The sequence below is a fragment of the Gracilimonas amylolytica genome, assembly GCF_002911695.1.
Lineage (GTDB): Bacteria > Bacteroidota > Rhodothermia > Balneolales > Balneolaceae > Gracilimonas > Gracilimonas amylolytica.
The window spans coordinates 307,943-328,802 of sequence record NZ_PQBS01000040.1; the positions used below are offsets into that span (position 1 = coordinate 307,943).

Here is a 20,860-nt window from a genome sequence, read left to right on the forward strand (position 1 = left end):
AACTTATACCCCGGTTATCAACTGTTATTTAGACCATACTTTAACCTTAAATGATCAGATTCCCGCTAATCCCACTTTTATGAGTAACACGAATTCAAATTCATTTAATGCTGTGATCGTGGATGGGTGCCGCATCCCTTTTTTAAGATCCGGTACGAACTATAACGACATGATGGCCTACGACCTTGGCCGCATGGCGATCAAAGGATTGCTGGCCCGCAATCCCGTGGACCCAAAAGACATTGATCGGGTCATCATGGGAACCGTGATACAAGAGGTGAAAACGAGTAACGTGGCTCGTGAAAGTGCCTTAGGTGCCGGCATCCCTAATACTGTTCCGGCCTTCACCAGCACCATGGCATGCATCTCCTCCAATCAGGCCATTGCCAGCGGGGTCGACCTGATCAGAACCGGTCAGGCCCGGATCATACTGGCGGGCGGAACTGAGACCATGTCAGATATCCCTGTTCGGTTCAGAAAGAAATTCCGGCAAAAAGTACTGGAGGCACGGAAGTACAAAAAACCCACCGATTTTCTGAAATTCTTCAAAGGACTGGGCTTCAAGGATCTACTCCCTGAACTGCCGGCCATTACTGAATTCTCAACCGGAGAAGTGATGGGCGAAAGTGCCGACCGAATGTCAGCCCGGTTTGGCATATCCCGGATTGATCAGGATGAATATGCCATGCGTTCACATCACCTGGCAGCCAAGGCGACCGAGGAAGGGTTACTGAAAGAGGAGCTCATTCCGGCCAAACTTCCACCAAAGTTCGAGGTGGTCAAACAGGACAATGGGTTTCGCGACGATACCTCCATGGAAAAACTTGGGAAATTACGGCCGGCCTTCATCAAACCGCATGGAACCGTAACAGCCGGCAATTCCTCCTTTTTAACCGATGGTGCCTCTGCTTGCTTCATCATGGAAGAACAGACAGCCCTTGAACTGGGACTCAAACCCAAGGCTTATTTACGAGAATACAATTTTGTATCCCAGGATCCCGGTGAGGAGCTTCTGCTGGGACCGGCATATGCCATCCCAAAAGTATTAGATTCCATGGGCCTGAACCTGAAAGATATGGACGTGGTCGAACTCCACGAGGCCTTTGCCGGTCAGGTACTTTCCGTACTGGCCGCACTGGATTCTGATTCCTTTGCCAAAGAAAATTTAAACCGTGATACAAAAGTCGGCACCATCGATATGGATAAGCTGAACACACTGGGTGGCTCACTTTCTTTAGGGCACCCATTTGGAGCCACCGGCGTTCGGCTTGTCACCACCGCCGCCAATCGCCTCATCCGCGAAGACGGCAAATACGCCCTGGTTTCCGCCTGCGCTGCAGGTGGGCAGGGTCATGCTATTGTATTGGAGAGGTATGAGGGTTAGGATTTGGCAATATAGCCCCATCCACGACCTCCTCTGTCTCCTCCTTAGCAAGGAGGAGGACGCCTAATTATAACTCAGAAGTATGAATCAATTTTTGATCTTAAAACAACTTCGAAAAGCCCTCTCCTTGAGAAGGAGAGGGTTGGGTGAGGTCGCATTTGGGGCAACCAAGGCTGACCTCACTCAAAAACCAATTTAAACATCATACCCTTCGGTAGCGTCGCGATGCATCGCGGCGCTACCGAAGGGTTCACATTAAACCACTATCATGAGCTACCTCAATATCTCACATAAAGACTCCGTCGCCATCATCACCCTTGACCTGCCCGGGGAGAAGGTGAATAAACTGAATGAAACAATGATGGATGAATTTTCTTCATTTTTAGACAAACTTGAAACGGATAATGATCTGAAAGGGGCAGTTCTCATTTCCGGAAAGAAAGATAACTTCATTGCCGGAGCAGATATCGACATGTTTCAGGCTCGTGAAACCGCTGAGGAAATTGAGCAACTCAGCAAGGATGGCCATAAGATCCTGAACCGTATTGCGGAGTTTAAGAAACCCATTGCCGTGGCGGTGCATGGCAGCTGCATGGGGGGCGGACTGGAGCTTTCCCTGGCCTGTCACTATCGAGTGTGCTCCAGGAGTTCAAAAACGGTGTTTGCCCTGCCGGAGGTAAAACTCGGATTGCTACCCGGCACCGGTGGCACACAACGGCTGCCACGGCTTATTGGACTTCAGAAGGCATTGACCTATATGCTCACCGGGAAAAACATGTACACTCGTCAGGCTAAAAAAATGGGGCTGGTGGATGAAGTCACCCATAAAGATGCCATCGAAGAAGCGGCAATCAAAGGGGTGCAGAAAATCGCTGATGGGAAATTCAAGCGGGATGACAAATGTTCTTTTGTGGAGAAACTGCTTGAAGGAAACCCTCTTGGGCGAAAGATCATCTTTTCACAGGCTCGTAAAAAGACGGCCGGGCAAACCAAAGGCAACTATCCGGCTCCTCCAAAGATCATTGATGCGGTTGAATATGGCTACAAACACGGATTGAAGAACGGCCTTGAGAACGAGACCGTACTGTTCGGAGAACTGGGAGCCACTCAGGAGTCACGCAACCTGGTGAACTTGTTCTTTGGTATGAATGCCTCCAAAAAGGTGCCTAATCCTGACCTGGTGAAACCCGTTAAAAAACTGGCAGTGCTTGGTGCGGGATTGATGGGCTCGGGCATCGCAGATGTCAGCATCAATAAAGGAGATTATCAGGTACTGCTAAAGGACCAATCCATTGAAAAAGCAGCAGAAGGTGAAAAGTCGATCTGGAAAGACCTGAATGAAAAAGCAAAGAAGAAGATCATCTCTGAATTTGAACGAGATCAGATAGCAAGTAAAGTCACCGGAGTGGATTCCTATGATGGATTTAAAAGTGTAGATCTCGTGATCGAGGCCGTATTTGAGGATCTGGAACTGAAGCAAAATATTGTACAGCAGGTGGAGTCAGCAACCGGCGAAAACTGCATCTTTGCCTCCAACACATCCTCACTGCCGATCACTGATATCGCAAAGGGGGCTTCACGACCTGAGAATATCATTGGAATGCACTACTTCTCACCGGTTCAGAAAATGCCCTTGCTCGAGATCATCACAACCGATCAAACCGCTGATTGGGTTACCCAGACTGCCATTCAGGTTGGAGTGAAACAGGGAAAGAATGTGATCGTGGTTCAAGACGGGCCGGGTTTCTACACCACCCGCATTCTGGCTCCTTACATGAATGAAGCCCTCAAACTGCTCGAGGAAGGAGCTTCCATCGAATACCTCGATAAGATCATGAAAGACTGGGGCTTCCCGGTAGGCCCCATGGCTCTTTTTGATGAAGTAGGCATCGATGTGGGAGCTCATGTAGCAGAAACCATGTCGCCCATGTTTGCCAAACGCGGTGTAGATACCAAGAATAAAGCTCAGGATCTTCTGGATGCGGGACTAATGGGGCGAAAGAACAAACTGGGCATGTATCGTTATACGGATGGCAAGAAAAAAGAAGTGAACTCCGATGTGTACAAGCAATTTGGCGGGTCGCAAAGAAATGATCCGGACAAAGAAACGGCTCAGCAGCGTATTGCCTTAACGATGATCAACGAAGCCGTATGGTGCCTGCAGGAAGATATACTAAGCTCTCCAACTGATGGTGATCTGGGTGCCATTTTAGGTCTCGGATTCCCCCCATTTTTAGGCGGCCCGTTTCGATACATCGATCAGACCGGTGTTCAAAATATAGTAGACACACTGAAAGCTTTCACTGAGAAATATGGGCCAAGATTCAAGCCGGCTCCGTTGCTTGAGGATATGGCGAAGAATGGTGAAAGTTTTTTTTGTGAATAGCTGAACCAGTGGCTGTTCATTTTTCTTCTTCCAAAGCTTCAGCAAGAAGCTCTTCTTCCTGCTGCCATATCGAACGGGTGACTTCAGCCAGCTGATTGACGTATGGAGACTTGAACATCAGATCACTCATAATAAATCCGTCATCATCTATCAGGTGAATATTCATCCTACCCTGAGTAAAACCGGACCAATCTTTCTGCGGATCTCTGGAATATTTTGATAGTAACTGTCTTGAAAGAATGATCTCAACGTTAGAAGCAAAGTCAGGATCCAGCTTCTTTGTGGATTTATTATGTGCCACCATATTGCACACCTCAACATCTTTTAAATAATTTGGAATAGGAATGTACACCTTGTTTTTGATGCCTATCAATATTCCAAGAAAAGCTTCATTGAATTTATTGAATACCTTTTTACCAGCTCTGTTGATGAGATAAATACTTTTTTTAATCAAACTGTTATGTTCTTCGACCCTGTCTTTATGTACCTCAACCCTTTGCCGGTTGGCTACTCTCTTAAATGCTGACACAACTTTTTTATTCAATAATCTCTCATATACATCAGGCTGTGGGTCGATCATGATTATCGGAAAACAACTTTCGCCCATTTCATCGAGTTTTTTTGCCATGACCCTAGCCACTAAAGTGCCATAGCAATATCCACCAAATGAATATGGACCAATTGGCTGAATTGTTTTCATCTCAAGAATATACCGGTCGGCCATATGATCTACACTTAACAGAGGTTCATCAGCTCCGTTTCTGCCAACTGATTGAATACCGTAAAATGGCCTTTCATCACCAAGTTTATTTGCCAGTTCTTTCAAAAACAAAATGTTTCCAAAATGTCCATGAATGCAAAAAAATGGACGACCTGACTTAGCTTCATTTATCCTGACAGCTACAGGTACTCTGACATCATTCTCTTTCAAGGCATCCTGAATATATCCCGCCATTTCCCGAATATTTGGTGCTTCAAAGAGCGCTGCTAAAGGCATTTGAATGCCAATTTCATTTCTGATCTCATCAAACAGGCTCACCGCGATCAGGGAATGCCCACCAATATCGAAAAAGTTATCCTCCACACCGATCGGATAAACATTCAATACCTTCTCCCAGATATCAAGTAACTTGCGTTCCATTTCACTTTCCGGAAGCATAATATCTCCACCGCCGGCAAGATGTTCCCGGTCGGGTTCAGGAAGAGCTCGTTTGTCCACCTTTCCATTTCTTGTAAGTGGAATTTCTCCCAGGCTTACAAATGCCGTTGGGATCATGTATCCGGCTAACACCGTTTTAAGCTCTTCTTTGAGCGACTTGGGGCTCGGTGTTTCACCTTCCGGCACAAAATAAGCCACGATCTTCTTATCTCCGGGGATATCCTCGTGAACGATCACCACACAAGCTTTCACCGACTCAAGTCGATTGATCGCCGTTTCAATTTCACCAAGTTCGATCCTGAGTCCACGTAATTTAACCTGTGAATCATTGCGTCCTACAAAAGTAATGTTTCCATCCGGCAGATAGCTGCAAACATCCCCTGTTTTATACATGACCCCGAAACGACCAGATCCAAATGGGTTTTTAATGAACCGTTCTTTGGTCAGTTCAGGACGGTGGAGGTATCCCTTAGATACCTGCGGCCCGGCTATATACAACTCACCTCGCGTACCGGGAGAGCATTGATTTAAGTCTTCATCCAGAATATAACATTCCACATTGTTGAACGGCTTTCCGATCGGAACCTTTCCCTTAGAAATATCATAATCCTGACAATCGAATCCCGTCACAACAACTGTGGCCTCACTTGGTCCATAGACATTCATCAACCTGACGGAACTGCCAAACTTTTGCTGCCACAGATCCAGCATATGCTCTGACATGGCTTCCCCTCCAAACACCATAAGTTTAACGTACTTCGCCATTTCAACATGCCGATCTTCCAATTGTGTGCATAAGGTGTGCCAGAAAGCTGTGGTCAATGTGATAAAGGTGACCTGATGTTTCTCAATGAACGACCAGAAAGCATCACCTCCAAGAGCCGACGCTTCATCCCGAAGAACTAAGGTGCCGCCAGCTAAATAGGTAGGAAATACCTCCTCGGTAAATACATCAAAATTCATGGTTGCAAACTGCAGGGTCACATCCTCGGTGTTCAACTGATATTCATCAACAGCCATCAACGTGTAACTCACCAAATTGCCAAAGGTCACCATGACCCCTTTTGGTGTACCCGTAGATCCAGAGGTGTAAATGATGTAGGCAAGATCATCCGCAGTTATAATTGGCAGCTCATAATCAGCTTTTTCCGAAGATATCTCCTCCCAATGTTCATCCACACAGAGTATCTCTGAATCAAATCCATCAAGCTTTTGGCGGTATTTTTCCTGCGACAATATCAACTTCGTGCCGGTATCCTCTACCATAAACCGGATACGGTCTTCCGGGTACTGGGGATCAAGTGGAAGAAATGCTGCCCCGGCTTTCAGGATCCCAAGAATACTCACCATCATTTCCTGTGACCGGTCAGCGTAAACCCCTATGATATCATTTGGCCTGACTCCTTTTTTCTGAAGGTGGCCCGCTAATGCATCAACGCGACCAAACAACTCACTGTAGGTCCACGCCTCGTCTTCGTGTACCAGCGCTATTGAATCAGGATCAGCCTGCCTGATTTTAGCCAACGCTTTGTCATACTCGACATCCCCTTTTGCAACTTGCAAGAACAGGTCCCTTAAACCCATATTAAATCTCTTTTTTAAATTCCCAATTTTACCCAACTGATTTGATCTTTATATCGTCAGATATAATATCAATAAATTTAACTTTTAAAAATATAAACCGTCATTATTACAGGAGTTTAATCTCATCTGCCACAACCATTAAGCAATCTTAAGAAATTCTATAAAACTATCTCTTCACTTCTGCATAGATTCAAGATAAACCAAAACATAGTTTTCAGCTTTAAGGGGTTAAAGAGTTATGGCAAATGTAAAAAAACTACTAATAGTACTGTTGGTGGCTTCCACCTTTGGTGCATGTGACATCTTATCCAACAACGACGGAAATAATTTCAAAGTCGATATCAACAATGATGTTGAATCACTGAACGAAAGAATTCAGCTCATCAATCAGCCTGTGGTTTTAGATTCCACCCGATCTAAATCGGCCGGCTCCATTACTGCCTCGGGCTCAGGCAGCTTTACGCATGTTGCCAACGTAGCCTCTCCGGAAGTGAACGGTAAAAAATTAAGTGCCACCAGTATAGAGCTTCGGGCCAACAAGGTGTACATCTCCTACCATTTGAATGGTAATGATTATGGCGGAGCCGTTGACATCATTGATATCCGGGATGAAGATAATCCAAGCCTTGTTTCCCATATTTCTTTCGCTGATACAGATGTTAATGCCCTGGATGTAGAAGAAAATAACAAGCTGCTATGGATAACCGGTGGACGAGATGTCAACAGCTCAGGTCACAGCACGGCCGACCATAATGGGGCCATCATCGGAGAGTTGGGTATCGATAAAGGCGAGTTCGAAGAAAACGATTATCGTGAAACCCCACTTCCAAGTTATTCGGGGAACGATATTGTAGATGCCCCGGGGCAATATCTTTATGTGGCAGCCGGCGCCACAGGTGGTGGCTATTATGAGCTAAGCAAAAACGATTTTCAGGTCACCAACCGTGTTGATAACACCTTTGCTAAAAGCATTGACCGGCGTCAGGACGACATAGTCGGATTGAATTTGACGGCAGACCACAAAGCGAATTTCACGATCATGGATTTCAAGAAAGAAACCGTGACCAATTTTCAGACCCCATTCACTGTAGCTCCGACTGACGGTAAAAATGTGCTTGAGCACACAGCTTCCATTACCTATGCTGCTTTGGGAGATCAAGGGGTTAAAGGCTATAAATTCAATACCGGAACAGATCCTGTCTATGAGTTTAATCCACAGGGTGATGATGTTTCCAATGGGGTGACCGTAGATGGCCAATATGTTTACATTGCCAACGGAACAGACGGACTTTTCATCACCACCATTGCCCGCAGTGGAAATAAAGAACCGGAAGAAGTGTACAGCTGGAAGGGTGGAACCGGATCAGCCAACTTTGTGAAAACGGATGGCAACTTCATCATCCTCGCCAATGGTATAGATGGACTCAATATTTTGAGAAAATCAAAAAAATGATATTTTAAGGCTGTAAAGCTTCCATATTTAGGCTTCGGAGTTAATTCTTCGAAGCCTTTTTTGTTTGTGTACTCTACAACAAACAATGGATACACTTTGATTTAATTTTGAACTGGTTTTCCATCAACCCAGATAAAAATGAATTGTATCAAACTATTTCTTGTAGTTAGTAGATGTAATTGCATTATTACCACCGGCACGATCGGGTACCTTTAGCTGCATTAATCCCGGGGCAACGTGTTCGGTTATTATCCTGAAGCCAATTTTTAATCCCTTAAAATCTCAATAATGGCCATTCGAGGAGACGATAAACCTAAAAGCAAACGTACGGGTATCAACAAATACTTTGATATTCACAAACCGGTTTTCTGGCCGGCTATAGCACTTATCACCCTCATGATAGCATCAACTCTGCTGTTGGGTGATCAGGCAGAAGAACTTTTTAATAATATACAGAGTGCCGTAACCGACAATGGTGGCTGGTTCTTTGTGATTGCCGTCAACATCTTCATAGTTTTTTCCTTATTCATTGCATTCAGCCGGTTTGGCAGCATTAAACTTGGAGGAGAGGACGCTGAAACAGACTTCAGCACCCTGGCCTGGTTTGCCATGCTGTTTAGTGCCGGTATGGGTATCGGCATCATGTTCTGGAGTGTGGCTGAACCGATCTTTCATTATCTCTCACCCCCTATGGCGGATGGTGAAACCGCCGAAGCCGCTCAACAGGCCATGAATCTGACCTACCTTCACTGGGGGTTTCATGCCTGGGGCATTTATGCTGTTGTGGGACTCGCCTTAGGTTTCTTTGCCTTTAACCGCGGACTCCCTCTTTCCTTTCGTTCTGTTTTCTATCCCTTGATCGGTGACCGCATAAAAGGCTGGATGGGAGATGTGATCGATGTGCTCGCGGTGCTGGCCACTTTATTTGGACTGGCTACCTCCCTTGGATTAGGCGTACTGCAGGTCAGTGCCGGTCTTGAACATGTGTTTGGGCTTCCTGACAATATCTACCTGCAGGTTGGGATCATAGTAGGGATCACCGCTGTAGCAACCGTATCTGTTGTATTGGGTATCGATAAAGGGGTTAGGGTCTTGAGCGAAATGAATGTCAGGATCGCGGCCTTATTCCTGGTGTTTGTGATCCTGGTTGGCCCAACCATTTTCATCTTCGATTCCTTTATTCAGAATTTTGGCGGATACCTGAATTCGGTTGCCACCTTTAGTTTCTGGACGGAATCTTATTCCGGTACCAACTGGCAATCATCATGGACCATCTTTTATTGGGCCTGGTGGATCTCATGGTCACCTTACGTCGGCATGTTTATCGCAAGAATATCCAAGGGTCGAACCGTGAAGGAATTTGTACTGGGTGTACTGATCGTACCAAGTATCATCACCTTCCTATGGATGTCTGCCTTTGGTGGATCGGCCATCAGTCTTGAAATGTCCGGAATTGGAAATATTGGCGATGCCGTAAACGATAATGTGGCTACCGCTTTATTTGTTTTCCTCGAACAGTTTCCACTTGAAATGGTGACTTCCCTCATTGCTATCGTACTCATTCTGAGCTTCTTTGTCACTTCATCAGATTCCGGTTCACTCGTTATCGATGGTCTGACAAGTGGCGGAAAACTGGATGCCCCGGTCGGCCAGCGTATTTTTTGGGCACAAACAGAGGGACTCGTGGCTGCCATCTTATTGATCGGAGGAGGACTTACGGCACTACAAACAGCCTCCATCAGTACCGGTCTTCCATTTGCACTGATCCTGCTGGTGATGTGTTACAGCTTACATCAGGGATTGAAGCGTGAGTACAGGGAAAATCAGCAGCGTATCAAAGACAAAGAGCGGGACTCATATAAAGAGCTCGTTGAAGACGCCATCAAAAATCAACAAAAAGAGAAAGAGCAATAGGAGATAGTTATGAAGAATTTAGATCATTGGTTCGTATGCTTAGATCTTTCTAAAATGGATGACATCCTGATCGGGTACACTAAATTCCTGACCTCTGTCATTCAGCCAAAAACCATTTCCTTTTTGCATGTCATTGAATCCGGCTCTGTAGCTGAAGAAATGGTGGAGCTTTTTCCTAACCTCAAGAATACGGATGATTTTGAGGATGTGATCCGTGGCGAGTTAAACAAAAAGATCGAAAAGGAATTTGACGATGATTCTGTTGAAACAAGGCTGATCCTTAAAAAGGGCCGACCTACCGATCAGATCATTGAAATGATGAAAACCATGGATCCCGACCTGTTGATGATGGGTAAGAAGACCGGTTATGTAGGAGAGGGAGTGATCGCTCGCCGCATTGTGAAATATGTGCCGGCTTCCATACTCTTTGTGCCGGAAAACAGCCGATATGCCATGGATACGGTTCTGGCACCGGTTGATTTTTCTGAGCAATCTGCCAACGCCGTTTCCTTTTCCGAACAACTTGTGGAAAAAACCAAGGGTAAGGTCCGGGCTCAGCATATTTTCAAGTACCCTTCCCACTTCTTTCCCTATATGCCATCGGATGAAGAAAAGGAGAAGATCAGATCACATATTGAAGAGCAAAAATCAGATTTCATTGAAGAATATGATATCTCTGATGAGGTCAATTTTACGCTAACTCTCCACAAAGAAGGCCGCCTGGCGGATGAGGTCTATGATGAAGCGGTTCGAAATCAGGCCGATCTCATTGTGGTGGGCGCCAAATCTACCAAGAAGATCACCAGTATCTTACGGGATGATTTTACCGATAAAATGACCTATTACTCTTTCGGAATACCTTTATTCATCGTCAAGAATAAGGAACGCCATCAGAAATTCCTGAAATCCTTGTTTGATTAGAATAAGTAATTGGTTAGTAACTGCAGAATTTTTCGGGAAAAGTTGGATCTTGGTTTTAAATCGTCATTATCCTGAGAAAATCGTATCTTCACACCGGAAAATTCAAACATACATTAATTTAATTTTATGCAGTTTCTACCTTTATTTTTGATGGGTCAGCCCGGTGATGAAAGCGCCGGTATTATCAACCTTGTGTTTCTTGGCGCTATCTTCCTGGTTTTTTATTTCTTTATCATCCGACCGCAAAGCAAGCGTCAGAAAGAAATTCAGAAAATGGTTGAGGAAATGAAAAAGGGCGACAAGATCGTTACCTCTTCCGGGATCATCGGTATACTCGACAAGATCGAAGAGAACGAAGTATTGGTTGACGTTGACAGCGGCACCAAGATCCGCATGCTCAAATCAGCGATCACTGATGTAAACCCTAATAAAAAAGATAAATAAGTAAGTCCTTATTTTACCTTTTTCAGTTCGCCTTCATCAAGATTTAGATTTAGTTCGCTATGAGTCAGGAGTTTACGTTTAATACCATCCCCGAAGCCATTGAAGACATCAAAAATGGCAAGATCGTCATTGTGGTGGATGATGAGGATCGGGAGAATGAAGGCGACTTTCTGATGGCCGCCGAAATGGTGACCAACGATGCCATTAACCTGATGGTGACCCACGGGCGTGGATTGGTTTGCGCCCCCATTACCAAAGAGAAAGCGGATAAGCTGAAACTGAAGCACATGGTTCAGGAAGGCGCAGATCCGGATGAGGCTAATTTCACCATCTCCATCGACCACAAGCGACTCACCACTACCGGGATCTCAGCTGCTGACCGTGCCAATACCATTCGTGAACTGGCCAGTGATGATTCCAAACCCGTTGACTTCCGGCGGCCCGGACACGTGTTCCCACTGCTGGCTGTAGAAGGCGGAGTACTCCGTCGTGCCGGACATACGGAAGCCGCCATTGACCTGGCACGACTTGCCGGGTTGAAGCCCGTCGGTATCATTTGTGAGATCATGAAGGAAGATGGGGAAATGGCCCGCGTGCCTGAACTCATCAAGATGGCAAAAGAGTTTGAGATGAAGATCATTACCATCAAGGATCTCATTGCTTACAGAAATGAAAATGAGACCCTGGTTCATGAGGTAATGGACGTGAATCTGCCAACCATGTACGGCGATTTCAGCCTGCGAGCCTTCAAGGAAAAACTCACCGGCGATATTCACCTTGCCCTAACCAAAGGAACCTGGAGTAAAGAAGAACCGGTGCTGACCCGGGTTCATTCTTCTGATCTGATCGGGGATATTTTTGGAGCCCGAAACAAAGATACGAGTGAGCAACTCCACCAGGCGATGTTGCAGGTGGAACGTGAAGGTCAGGGCGTGGTGCTTTACATGAACCGCAATCAGCGGGGTTCAGTGTTGGTCAATCAACTTAAAACCCTGAAAGCCCTTCAAAAAGGCAAGCTTGAGAGTAATGAGGAAGACATCTCACCACGTGGAGATGCCAGAGATTACGGGGTTGGAGCTCAGATCCTCCGCTCATTAGGTATTCGTAAACTGCGACTCATGACCAACAATCCCGTAAAACGCATCGGTATTAAAAGCTTTGGCTTAGAGATCGTGGATCAGGTCCCGATCAGCCCTAATTTTGACTTTTCAGCACAAAAGTATCCTATAGAGGGTGAAAAGAATAGTTAGATCCTCACACTCACTTTAACCCTCGTTGCGGTGCTCCGCTCCGCAATGTCCTTGTGATGCTTCGCCTCCAACTTTACAATAGGCGTAATTCTTTGATTGAATAAAGGTAGACGAGAGAACTTTATAATTGTACGGGTATGAGGCAGAGCCTCGAGATAGCGTTCCGCAGCACAGCGGAGGAACGAGTATTAAGTGACGGAGCGGCGTAATGAGTACTAAAGAGATCAGATTACCTATCCATCATTCACTTATCCCCGGAAACATCCTGAGATAACTGACCACCTTCCAATCCGATATCAGCCTCGGATTCAACTCCTGTAGCCACACCATCCCCCTCGTTATTGATAAGAAACCGCTTGTTGAACAGGATCAGCAGAATAATGGAAACAGAAATAGCAATGTCAGCTACATTGAATATGTAGGGAAATACGGTGAAATCACCGATCTGAAGAGAGAAGTAAATAAAATCCACCACGTGACCATCAAGCACGCCGCCGTAATCCATAATGAGTGCCATAAATAAACGGTCGGCGATGTTACCAAAGGCCCCGCCAATGATCAGCCCCATACACACCAGATACCCAATACCGGCCTGCCCTATATTTTTCAGGATGTAGATCAGGATCCCGGTCACAGCCAGAATAGCCACCATACTGACTACCGGAGTCGACAGAAAATCGATCCCCAACGCCATCCCGGGGTTCTTAGTGAAATAGAATTGTAACCAGCCTTCGATCAGAACTTTATTCTGAAGTTCAGGGGTGGTTCGTATCAGCCATTTCGTAAACTGATCGATCCCAAGCACAAAAATGGCCGGTACAATAAGAGCGGTTAATTTTTGTCGGTTCAAACCGGGCGTGCCTATCTGCGTTTAAGTTTGGCGTCGATACTCAACTGAGTATGCGGAACCGCTTCAAGACGTCCTTTGGAGATCTTTTTACCGGTTACTTTACACACACCGTAGGTTTTGTTATCAATCCTTTTCAGGGCATCGTCCAGGTACTTGATGAACTTCTTGGTGCGGTTAAAGAGCATGTAGGTTTTTTCACGCTCCTGAGCATCGGTGCCTGCATCAGCCATGTGATATGAGTAGGCCGATTCATCCGAAGCGTTTTCCATACTCTCGCGCAGCGTGCGTTGCAAAGCGTTTAATTCTTCCTCTGCATCTTCCATTTTCTTGATAATGATACCGCGAAAATATTCCAGCTCTTCATCGCTGTACGGAGATACTCTTTCGTCGTTTTTAGATTCGTTTGTAGCCATAGCTGCTTAGTTATGAATTAATATTTCTTCGGATGGAGATGGTGCACTCTTCCTCTCCGATATCCCAGGTTTTGGTAAAATCTGAGACTTCCAGTTCTTTAATTTGAATTTCCTCAGCCAGTGTCTCCTTCTTAATATAATCACTCATAGACACAACGGCTTCCTTAATCGTATCAGATCCTGTAAATCCGATAGCAATACGGTCGGTTACCTCAAAGTTTGCTTCTTTTCGCATATTCTGAACACGATTCACAAACTCACGGGCAATTCCTTCCTGCTTAAGTTCTTCACTCAGTGCGGTATCAACGGCCACACTCAGACCTCGTTCCGTTTCAACGGTCCAACCCTCAAGTCCGGTTCGGATGATCTCAAGCCCTTCCGAATCAATACGGATGGTCTCATCGTCGATCTCCAGGTCGATCCAGCCATTCTTCTCGAATTCCGTGATCTCTTCTGTGGTCAATTGATTGACACGGGCCGCCACGGCTTTCATCTTAGGACCAAGACGTTTACCCAATACCGGGTAATTTGGTTTCGCTGATTTTTCTACAATTCCGGAATCATCATCCACAAACTGAATGTCTTTCACATTCACTTCTTCAAGAATGATATCCCGAACAGATTCTATGGCCTGACGTTCACTTTCATCCTTGATCGGCAGAATGATGCGGCCCAAAGGCTGACGTACATTCATCTCGATCTGATTACGTACACGCAATACAATATAGGAGATGAGCCTTGCCATATCCATCTTGTGCTCAAGTGCCTTGTTGATGGCCGTTTCTTCCACGGTCGGGAAAAATGCGAGGTGAACCGATTCCTCGTCCTGCCCGGTCACTTCATTCAGTTTCTGATACAGCCATTCTCCCATAAACGGAGCGATCGGGCTGACCAATTTACTGAGGTTCAGCAAGCATTCATACAAGGTCTGATAGGCGGCCGTTTTATCCAGCGTACTGCCTTCTTTCCAGAAACGACGGCGATTACGGCGTACGTACCAGTTACTGAGTTCCTCTACAAAGTTCTCCAGTTCACGGGCCGCTTTGGTTGGTTCATAATCCTCAAGATATTCTTCAACCAGTTTAACGGTAGTGTTCAAACGTGATATCACCCACTTGTCAATTTCAGGTCGATCCGCAATTGGGATAGCCGTTCCGGAAAAGGTGAACTCATCGATATTCGCATACATCGCGAAGAATGAATACGTATTGACGATGGTATTGAAGAATTTACGCTGTACCTCTTTGAGTCCGTCATGACTAAACTTGAGGTTTTCCCATGGTGAGGAATTACTCATCATGTACCAGCGAACGGTATCGGCACCAAATTCCTGAATCACTTCAAACGGATCCACGGAGTTGCCTTTCGACTTACTCATTTTCTCGCCGTTCTCATCCAGAACCAATCCGTTGGAAACGACATTTTTGTAGGCTTCCTCATTGAACAACATGGTGCCCAAAGCGTGCAGGGTATAGAACCAGCCACGGGTTTGGTCTACGCCTTCCGCAATAAAATCTGCAGGGTAGTTCACCTGAAAATCGTGGTCATTATCAAACGGGTAATGCCATTGAGCAAACGGCATGGCGCCGGAATCGAACCAAACATCCAGCAGATCCGGGATCCTGCGCATCGTTCCACCATCCGGGGCTTCCCAGGTAATATCATCAATGTAAGGACGGTGCAGATCGATGTCCGCATCTTCATCCAGGCCGGCTTTTTCTTTCAGCTTGGCAATACTCCCGATACACTCAATGTATTCCGGGTCTTTATCACTCACCCAGATCGGGATCGGGGTTCCCCAATATCGTTGTCGGGAAACTGCCCAGTCCACATTGTTTTCCAGCCAGGTTCCAAATCGACCGGTTCCTGTACTTTCCGGCTTCCAGTTGATCTTTTTATTGAGTTCCACCATGCGATCTTTCACCTTAGTGGTCTCAATGAACCAGGATTCCACCGGGTACGACATCAATGGCGTGCCTTTTCTCCAGTCAAATGGATAGTTGTGAACCATGGTTTCATGCTTATACATCAAACCTTTGTCTTTAATAGCTCGTGCAATTTCCTTATCAGCTTCCTTGAACCACTGACCCTTAAATTCCGGAGCCAGCTCGGTAAACTTACCATCCCGGTCAATAGGATTGAACATCGGGATATTCGCTTTCTGACAGCTATCGTAGTCATCGGCACCAAAAGCAGGGGCCGTGTGCACTACACCGGTTCCATCTTCGGTGGTCACGTAATCAGCGGGAATTACCCTCCAGGCTTCATGCTTCTCATATTCATCAAAGGCAAAATCAAAGACCGGCTGATAGGTCTTCCCGATCAAAGCCGTACCCTTGAATTCATCCTGAATGATGTAATCCTCACCAAGAACTTCTTCCACACAATCTTTGGCCATAATGTAGGTCTCATCAAAATGCCCCACTTTCACATAATCCAGATTTGGATTAACGGCCAGGGCCATGTTTGAAACGATGGTCCATGGAGTGGTTGTCCAGGCCAGGTAGTAAACATCATCGGCTTCATCAGATCTGAACTTCACATAAATGGAAGGATCCTGAGTTTCCTTATAGCCAAGGCTTACCTCATGCGAGGATAATACCGTACCGCTACCAGGTGAATACCACTGGATCTTATATCCTTTATATACGAGTCCTTTTTTGTACAATTTGTTGAATGCCCACCAAACTGACTCTATATAATTATTTTCAAAAGTCACGTAAGGGTCATCCTGATCTACCCAATAGCCCATTCTTGAGGTCAGGTCATCCCAAAGATCTTTATACTTCAGTACACTTTTGCGGCACTCAGCATTGTATTTATCAATTCCGTATTCCTCGACCTGAGCTCTTCCCTCAAGTCCCAATGCCTTTTCAACTTCGATCTCTACCGGAAGTCCGTGCGTATCCCATCCGGCTTTACGTTCTACACGAAACCCTTTGAGGGTTTTATATCGGCAGAACATGTCTTTGACCGTTCTTGCCATAACGTGGTGGATACCCGGTTTTCCATTTGCAGTGGGTGGACCTTCATAAAAGGTAAAAGGTATACCATCCTCACGGGTCTTCACACTTTTGTTAAAGATCTTGTGTTCCTTCCACCAATTCAGAATTTCAACTTCTGATTTAGGGAAGCTTAGTTGTTTAACTTCTTTGAATTTTTTTGCCATAAAAAACTTTATTCAGGCGAATCATTTTAAGCCTCAAATATACAAAATATGATTGAAAAGCTTGTAGTTACTTCCATGAAAAAAATCCGGAACTCATCTAAACGCAGATTCCCTTATTAAATATGACTGCTAATTTTATAACCCTTAAGTTTTGAGCACTATTCAAAAACAACCCAATTTTTATAAATAATGAGACCAATCACCCAAGAAGATCCCTATAAACTTGTGTTTGTTTGCCTGGGCAATATCTGCAGAAGCCCGACCGCTGAGGGCATATTTATACATAAAGTAAAAGAGGAAGGCTACGAGAATTATTTCTACATCGACTCAGCCGGAACAGCAGCCTATCATGTAGGGGAATCTGCGAATAGTAAAAGTCAGGCTACGGCCAATAAATATGGCATTCACCTGCCTTCAAAAGCACGGAAATTTGAGTACGCCGACCTCGAAGAATTTGACCTCATCCTGGCCATGGATTCTGAAAACTATCGTAACATTCTTAACCTTGATACTAAAGGTAAATATGAGGATAAAGTAAAAATGATGAGAGAATTCGATCCCCACCCGGATATGAAGGATGTACCTGATCCCTATTATGGTGGCATGGATGGATTTGAGAATGTGTTTAGGGTACTGGAAAGAAGTTCAGAACAACTGCTTAGCGAACTCATTGAATACATTGAGGACTGAGCCGTGTTACCTGAATCCATTGCTAATGACATTCGGTTTTTTTTTAATTCGGATATCCTTGATTTCTCAAGGGTTCATGGGGGAGATATCAACCAGGGCGGGAAATTCCGATCAGGCCATGGAGATACCTATTTCATAAAATGGAACCTTTCAGCCAATCCCTCCATGTTTGCTAAAGAAGCAAAAGGATTGAAGCTACTTTTTGAAGCCAACACTGACCTTCGTATTCCTAAAGTTTTGAGATCAACAGAACATTACCTTGTTCTTGAATGGATACAGCAAGGTTCCAAAAACGACCAATCAGATCATGATTTTGGCAGGCAGTTAGCCCTTTTACATAAACACACGACTGAATTCTTTGGGCTTGACCATGATAACTTCATTGGCCGGCTGCCTCAATCCAACTCAAGGCACTCTAACTGGGCAGATTTCTTCGCCATTGAGCGCATAGAGCCTCAGATCCAAATGGCCATTGAAAGTGGCAAGATCGACCGGTCACTTTTTAGAACAGTTCAAAAACTGTATGCAAAACTAGGTCACATTTTCCCCACCGAAAAACCGGCTCTATTACATGGAGATCTCTGGAGTGGAAACTACCTGTTTGACGAGAATGGAAACGCCTCGATCTATGATCCCGCAGTTTATTACGGTCACAGAGAAATGGATCTAAGCATGACGCGTTTATTTGGCGGATTTTCAGCTGACTTTTACAAAGGTTACAGTGACGAATATCCTCTGGAAGATGGATTTGAAGACCGAATTAAGCTTTGTAATCTATATCCCGTTCTTGTTCATGCCAATTTGTTTGGCGGGAGTTATGCCCGTCAGGCCGAACAAATAATCCGACATTATGCCTAAACGCCCATATAAACGGATAATATCATTGGTTCCGAGTTTAACTGAATTGCTCATCGATCTGGGACTTGAAGATCAGCTGATCGGCAGAACCCGGTTTTGCATTCACCCCAAAAAATCAGTTAAAGATATCGAGATCGTTGGAGGCACCAAGAATCCGAACATTGAAAAGATCATTGGGTTTGAACCGGATCTCATTGTTGCAAATAAGGAGGAAAACCGGAAAGAGGATATTTCAAACCTTGAAAAACATGCCGACACATTACTTACTGAGATAAACACCGTAGAGGAAGCCCTATTTGAGATCGATCGGATCGGGCGCAAAACAGGTACGGCAAAACAGGCTCAAAAACTCATCACGAAGATCAATCGGGTACTTCAACAAAAGCCCGGATCGAAGGCCACCCAAACCGCTTACTTTATCTGGAAAGACCCATGGATGACAGTGGGTAGCGATACTTACATCCACGATGTGATGAAAAAATATGGCCTGATCAATATCTATGGCGATCAATTAAGATATCCCACCACAACTCTTGAGGAGCTCTCTAACCTTTCCCCTGAACTGATCCTCTTAAGCAGCGAGCCGTATCCATTCAAAGAAAAGCACATCAAGGAGATCAAAACACACTGCCCAAACTCCAGAATAGAATTGGTCGATGGTGAATGGTTTAGCTGGTATGGCTCGAGAATGATCTCATCTTTTGAATCTCTCAATGCATGGAGTACCGATCTCTAACTCCTGTCAATTCTATTCTTTTATACCTCTTACTTATTCCTGTTACTAAATAACTTATCCAAATATTGGATAAACATTTTCTATCTCTCCATTGCTTTTATTAAAAAACTCTAATATATTAACATTAGAAAATCTTAATACTAAAGGCTTGTTATGGGATCATTCAAAAAAGTCATGATTGTTGAGGACGACCCGCTTTTATCTGTTGTGGAACAGAAGATGGTGGAACGCCTTGGGTATGATGTGATCGGCAAAGCTGTAAGCGGTGAAGAAACCCTCGAGAAGATCCAGGAGCTGAATCCTGAGATCCTGCTTATTGATGTTCAACTTGCCGGACAGCTGAACGGTATTCAAACCGTGAAAAAGATCCGGGAACGGTTTATGGATCTCCCTGTGATATTCTTATCCGGTGATCGTTCACCTTCGGTGCTTAAAAATGCCCAAACCACAGACTATGTGGATTTTCTTCTGAAACCGGTGACGGTTCAGGAGCTATCGATCCCGCTTAACAAAGCTTCTGAAATGGTATCTGTAGCCCAAAACGCTGCATAAAGAACTTTTTAAATACCCATAACTCCCACAAAGTGGTTTGACCGCCGCTTTGTGATTATCCAAGCCCGCTTCCTATGGAAGTGGGCTTTTCTATTTTTTTAATCGTGGATCACAACGACTCTTCCTACTTGTCCGCCTTTCAGGATCCTCTCCACCTCATCCTTCAATCCTTCCAGATGAACGGTAGTGATGAACCGGTTAGGAAGTTTGGACACATCGATCTTTGAGATGCTATCCCAGATCTTGAGTCGCATAGGCATTTTGCAGATCGCTGAGTCGATACCGAGCAAACTCACTCCTCTCAAAATGAATGGGTAAATGTTGGTATTCAATTCATGGCCAAGAATGTTTCCGCAGCAGGCCACGGCTCCATCATGATTGGTTTGCCGAATAACTGCATCCAGCATTTCGCCTCCCACCGCTTCTATGGCTCCGTTCCACTTTCGGCTCAGCATTAAACTGTTACCCACATTGGTCACCTGCTCCCGGTTGATCACTTCTTTAGCTCCCAGCAACTTCAGAAATGATTCCTCATTCATCTTGCCGGTGGCAGCCACAACATCATAACCCAGTTCAGCCAGGAAAAATACGGCCAGCGAACCAACCCCACCGGTTGCACCCGTTACCAAAACCCTGCCCCCTTCCGGATCGATCTGTTCGCGCTGCAGTCGCTTCACGCCATACATGGCGGTAAATCCTGCCGTACCAAAAAACATAGCTGTTTCAAGCGTAAGGCCTTCCGGTAGTTTCACCACCCAGTCTGCCGGAACTGATATGTACTCTCCAAATCCGCCTGAGGTATTGGAACCAAGATCACGTCCTGTCACGATCACCTCATCTCCCTCACTAAACGTACCTGATCTATCTTCCTGAACGATGCCCGAAGCATCTATTCCCGGAATGTGCGGGTAGGTTCTTGTAACCCCTTTGTTACCCGAAGCAGACAAGGCATCCTTATAATTTAAAGAGGAATACCTTACCCGGATCAAAACCTCATTCTTTGGCAGGAATGAGAATGGAACCTGCTGAACCTCAGATTTAAAACTTCCTTCTTCCGTTTCCTCAACATAAAATGCTTTGAATGTCTTTGTACTCAT

At 45.2% G+C, this 20,860-nt stretch carries 16 protein-coding genes; 11 read left to right on the forward strand and 5 right to left on the reverse strand.

Annotated elements, in window-relative coordinates; translation table 11 throughout:
- The first annotated feature begins 79 nt into the window (after positions 1 to 79).
- Complete coding sequence (locus C3B73_RS13560) at positions 80 to 1,384, forward strand: thiolase family protein (protein WP_103666210.1); 1,305 nt, start codon at positions 80 to 82, stop codon at positions 1,382 to 1,384.
- Positions 1,385 to 1,652: 268 nt separating this feature from the next.
- On the forward strand, positions 1,653 to 3,770 hold the full coding sequence (gene fadJ / locus C3B73_RS13565) for a fatty acid oxidation complex subunit alpha FadJ (protein WP_103666138.1): 2,118 nt from the start codon (positions 1,653 to 1,655) through the stop codon (positions 3,768 to 3,770).
- Positions 3,771 to 3,786: 16 nt separating this feature from the next.
- Here fadJ and C3B73_RS13570 read toward each other — a convergent pair whose 3' ends face one another.
- A complete protein-coding gene (locus tag C3B73_RS13570) occupies positions 3,787 to 6,513 on the reverse strand; it encodes a non-ribosomal peptide synthetase (RefSeq protein ID WP_103666139.1) in 2,727 nt (908 codons plus the stop codon).
- 238 nt (positions 6,514 to 6,751) lie between these two features.
- Between C3B73_RS13570 and C3B73_RS13575 the strand changes: the two genes are divergently transcribed.
- The 5 genes from C3B73_RS13575 (at position 6,752) to ribB (ending at position 12,495) form a co-directional block, all read left to right on the forward strand.
- Positions 6,752 to 7,966, forward strand: coding sequence for an LVIVD repeat-containing protein (locus C3B73_RS13575; protein ID WP_103666140.1), 1,215 nt, complete (start codon positions 6,752 to 6,754; stop codon positions 7,964 to 7,966).
- 288 nt (positions 7,967 to 8,254) lie between these two features.
- A complete protein-coding gene (locus C3B73_RS13580; RefSeq protein ID WP_103666141.1) occupies positions 8,255 to 9,880 on the forward strand; it encodes a BCCT family transporter in 1,626 nt (541 codons plus the stop codon).
- A gap of 9 nt (positions 9,881 to 9,889) precedes the next feature.
- Positions 9,890 to 10,801: a universal stress protein gene (locus C3B73_RS13585; RefSeq protein ID WP_103666142.1), complete on the forward strand. Its 912-nt coding sequence runs from the start codon at positions 9,890 to 9,892 to the stop codon at positions 10,799 to 10,801.
- Positions 10,802 to 10,927: 126 nt separating this feature from the next.
- The gene (yajC, locus tag C3B73_RS13590) at positions 10,928 to 11,245 is read left to right on the forward strand and encodes a preprotein translocase subunit YajC (protein WP_103666143.1); all 318 of its coding nucleotides are present in this window, start codon (positions 10,928 to 10,930) and stop codon (positions 11,243 to 11,245) included.
- A 59-nt stretch (positions 11,246 to 11,304) separates the two neighbouring features.
- Positions 11,305 to 12,495 carry a 3,4-dihydroxy-2-butanone-4-phosphate synthase gene (gene ribB / locus C3B73_RS13595; RefSeq protein ID WP_103666144.1) on the forward strand — a complete coding sequence of 397 codons (1,191 nt, stop codon included), beginning with the start codon at positions 11,305 to 11,307 and terminating at the stop codon, positions 12,493 to 12,495.
- A 244-nt stretch (positions 12,496 to 12,739) separates the two neighbouring features.
- Here the strand turns inward: ribB and C3B73_RS13600 are convergent, their stop codons facing one another.
- From C3B73_RS13600 to ileS, 3 genes are read right to left on the reverse strand one after another with little or no spacing between them, the layout of a single operon-like run.
- Entirely contained in the window at positions 12,740 to 13,345 is a 606-nt protein-coding gene (locus tag C3B73_RS13600; protein WP_103666145.1) for a signal peptidase II, read from the reverse strand.
- Between the two features lie 11 nt (positions 13,346 to 13,356).
- Positions 13,357 to 13,758: a TraR/DksA family transcriptional regulator gene (locus C3B73_RS13605; RefSeq protein WP_103666146.1), complete on the reverse strand. Its 402-nt coding sequence runs from the start codon at positions 13,756 to 13,758 to the stop codon at positions 13,357 to 13,359.
- A gap of 10 nt (positions 13,759 to 13,768) precedes the next feature.
- Positions 13,769 to 16,927 (reverse strand): isoleucine--tRNA ligase, encoded by a 3,159-nt coding sequence (gene ileS / locus C3B73_RS13610; protein ID WP_103666147.1) that lies wholly within the window; start codon positions 16,925 to 16,927, stop codon positions 13,769 to 13,771.
- 189 nt (positions 16,928 to 17,116) lie between these two features.
- Between ileS and C3B73_RS13615 the strand changes: the two genes are divergently transcribed.
- The 4 genes from C3B73_RS13615 (at position 17,117) to C3B73_RS13630 (ending at position 19,763) form a co-directional block, all read left to right on the forward strand.
- Positions 17,117 to 17,617 carry a low molecular weight protein-tyrosine-phosphatase gene (locus C3B73_RS13615; RefSeq protein WP_103666148.1) on the forward strand — a complete coding sequence of 167 codons (501 nt, stop codon included), beginning with the start codon at positions 17,117 to 17,119 and terminating at the stop codon, positions 17,615 to 17,617.
- Between the two features lie 3 nt (positions 17,618 to 17,620).
- Complete coding sequence (locus C3B73_RS13620) at positions 17,621 to 18,475, forward strand: fructosamine kinase family protein (RefSeq protein WP_103666149.1); 855 nt, start codon at positions 17,621 to 17,623, stop codon at positions 18,473 to 18,475.
- Entirely contained in the window at positions 18,468 to 19,211 is a 744-nt protein-coding gene (locus C3B73_RS13625; RefSeq protein ID WP_103666150.1) for a helical backbone metal receptor, read from the forward strand. The genes C3B73_RS13620 and C3B73_RS13625 overlap by 8 nt, the downstream gene beginning before the upstream one ends.
- A gap of 153 nt (positions 19,212 to 19,364) precedes the next feature.
- A complete protein-coding gene (locus tag C3B73_RS13630; RefSeq protein ID WP_103666151.1) occupies positions 19,365 to 19,763 on the forward strand; it encodes a response regulator in 399 nt (132 codons plus the stop codon).
- Positions 19,764 to 19,861: 98 nt separating this feature from the next.
- Here C3B73_RS13630 and C3B73_RS13635 read toward each other — a convergent pair whose 3' ends face one another.
- Entirely contained in the window at positions 19,862 to 20,860 is a 999-nt protein-coding gene (locus C3B73_RS13635) for a YhdH/YhfP family quinone oxidoreductase (protein ID WP_103666152.1), read from the reverse strand.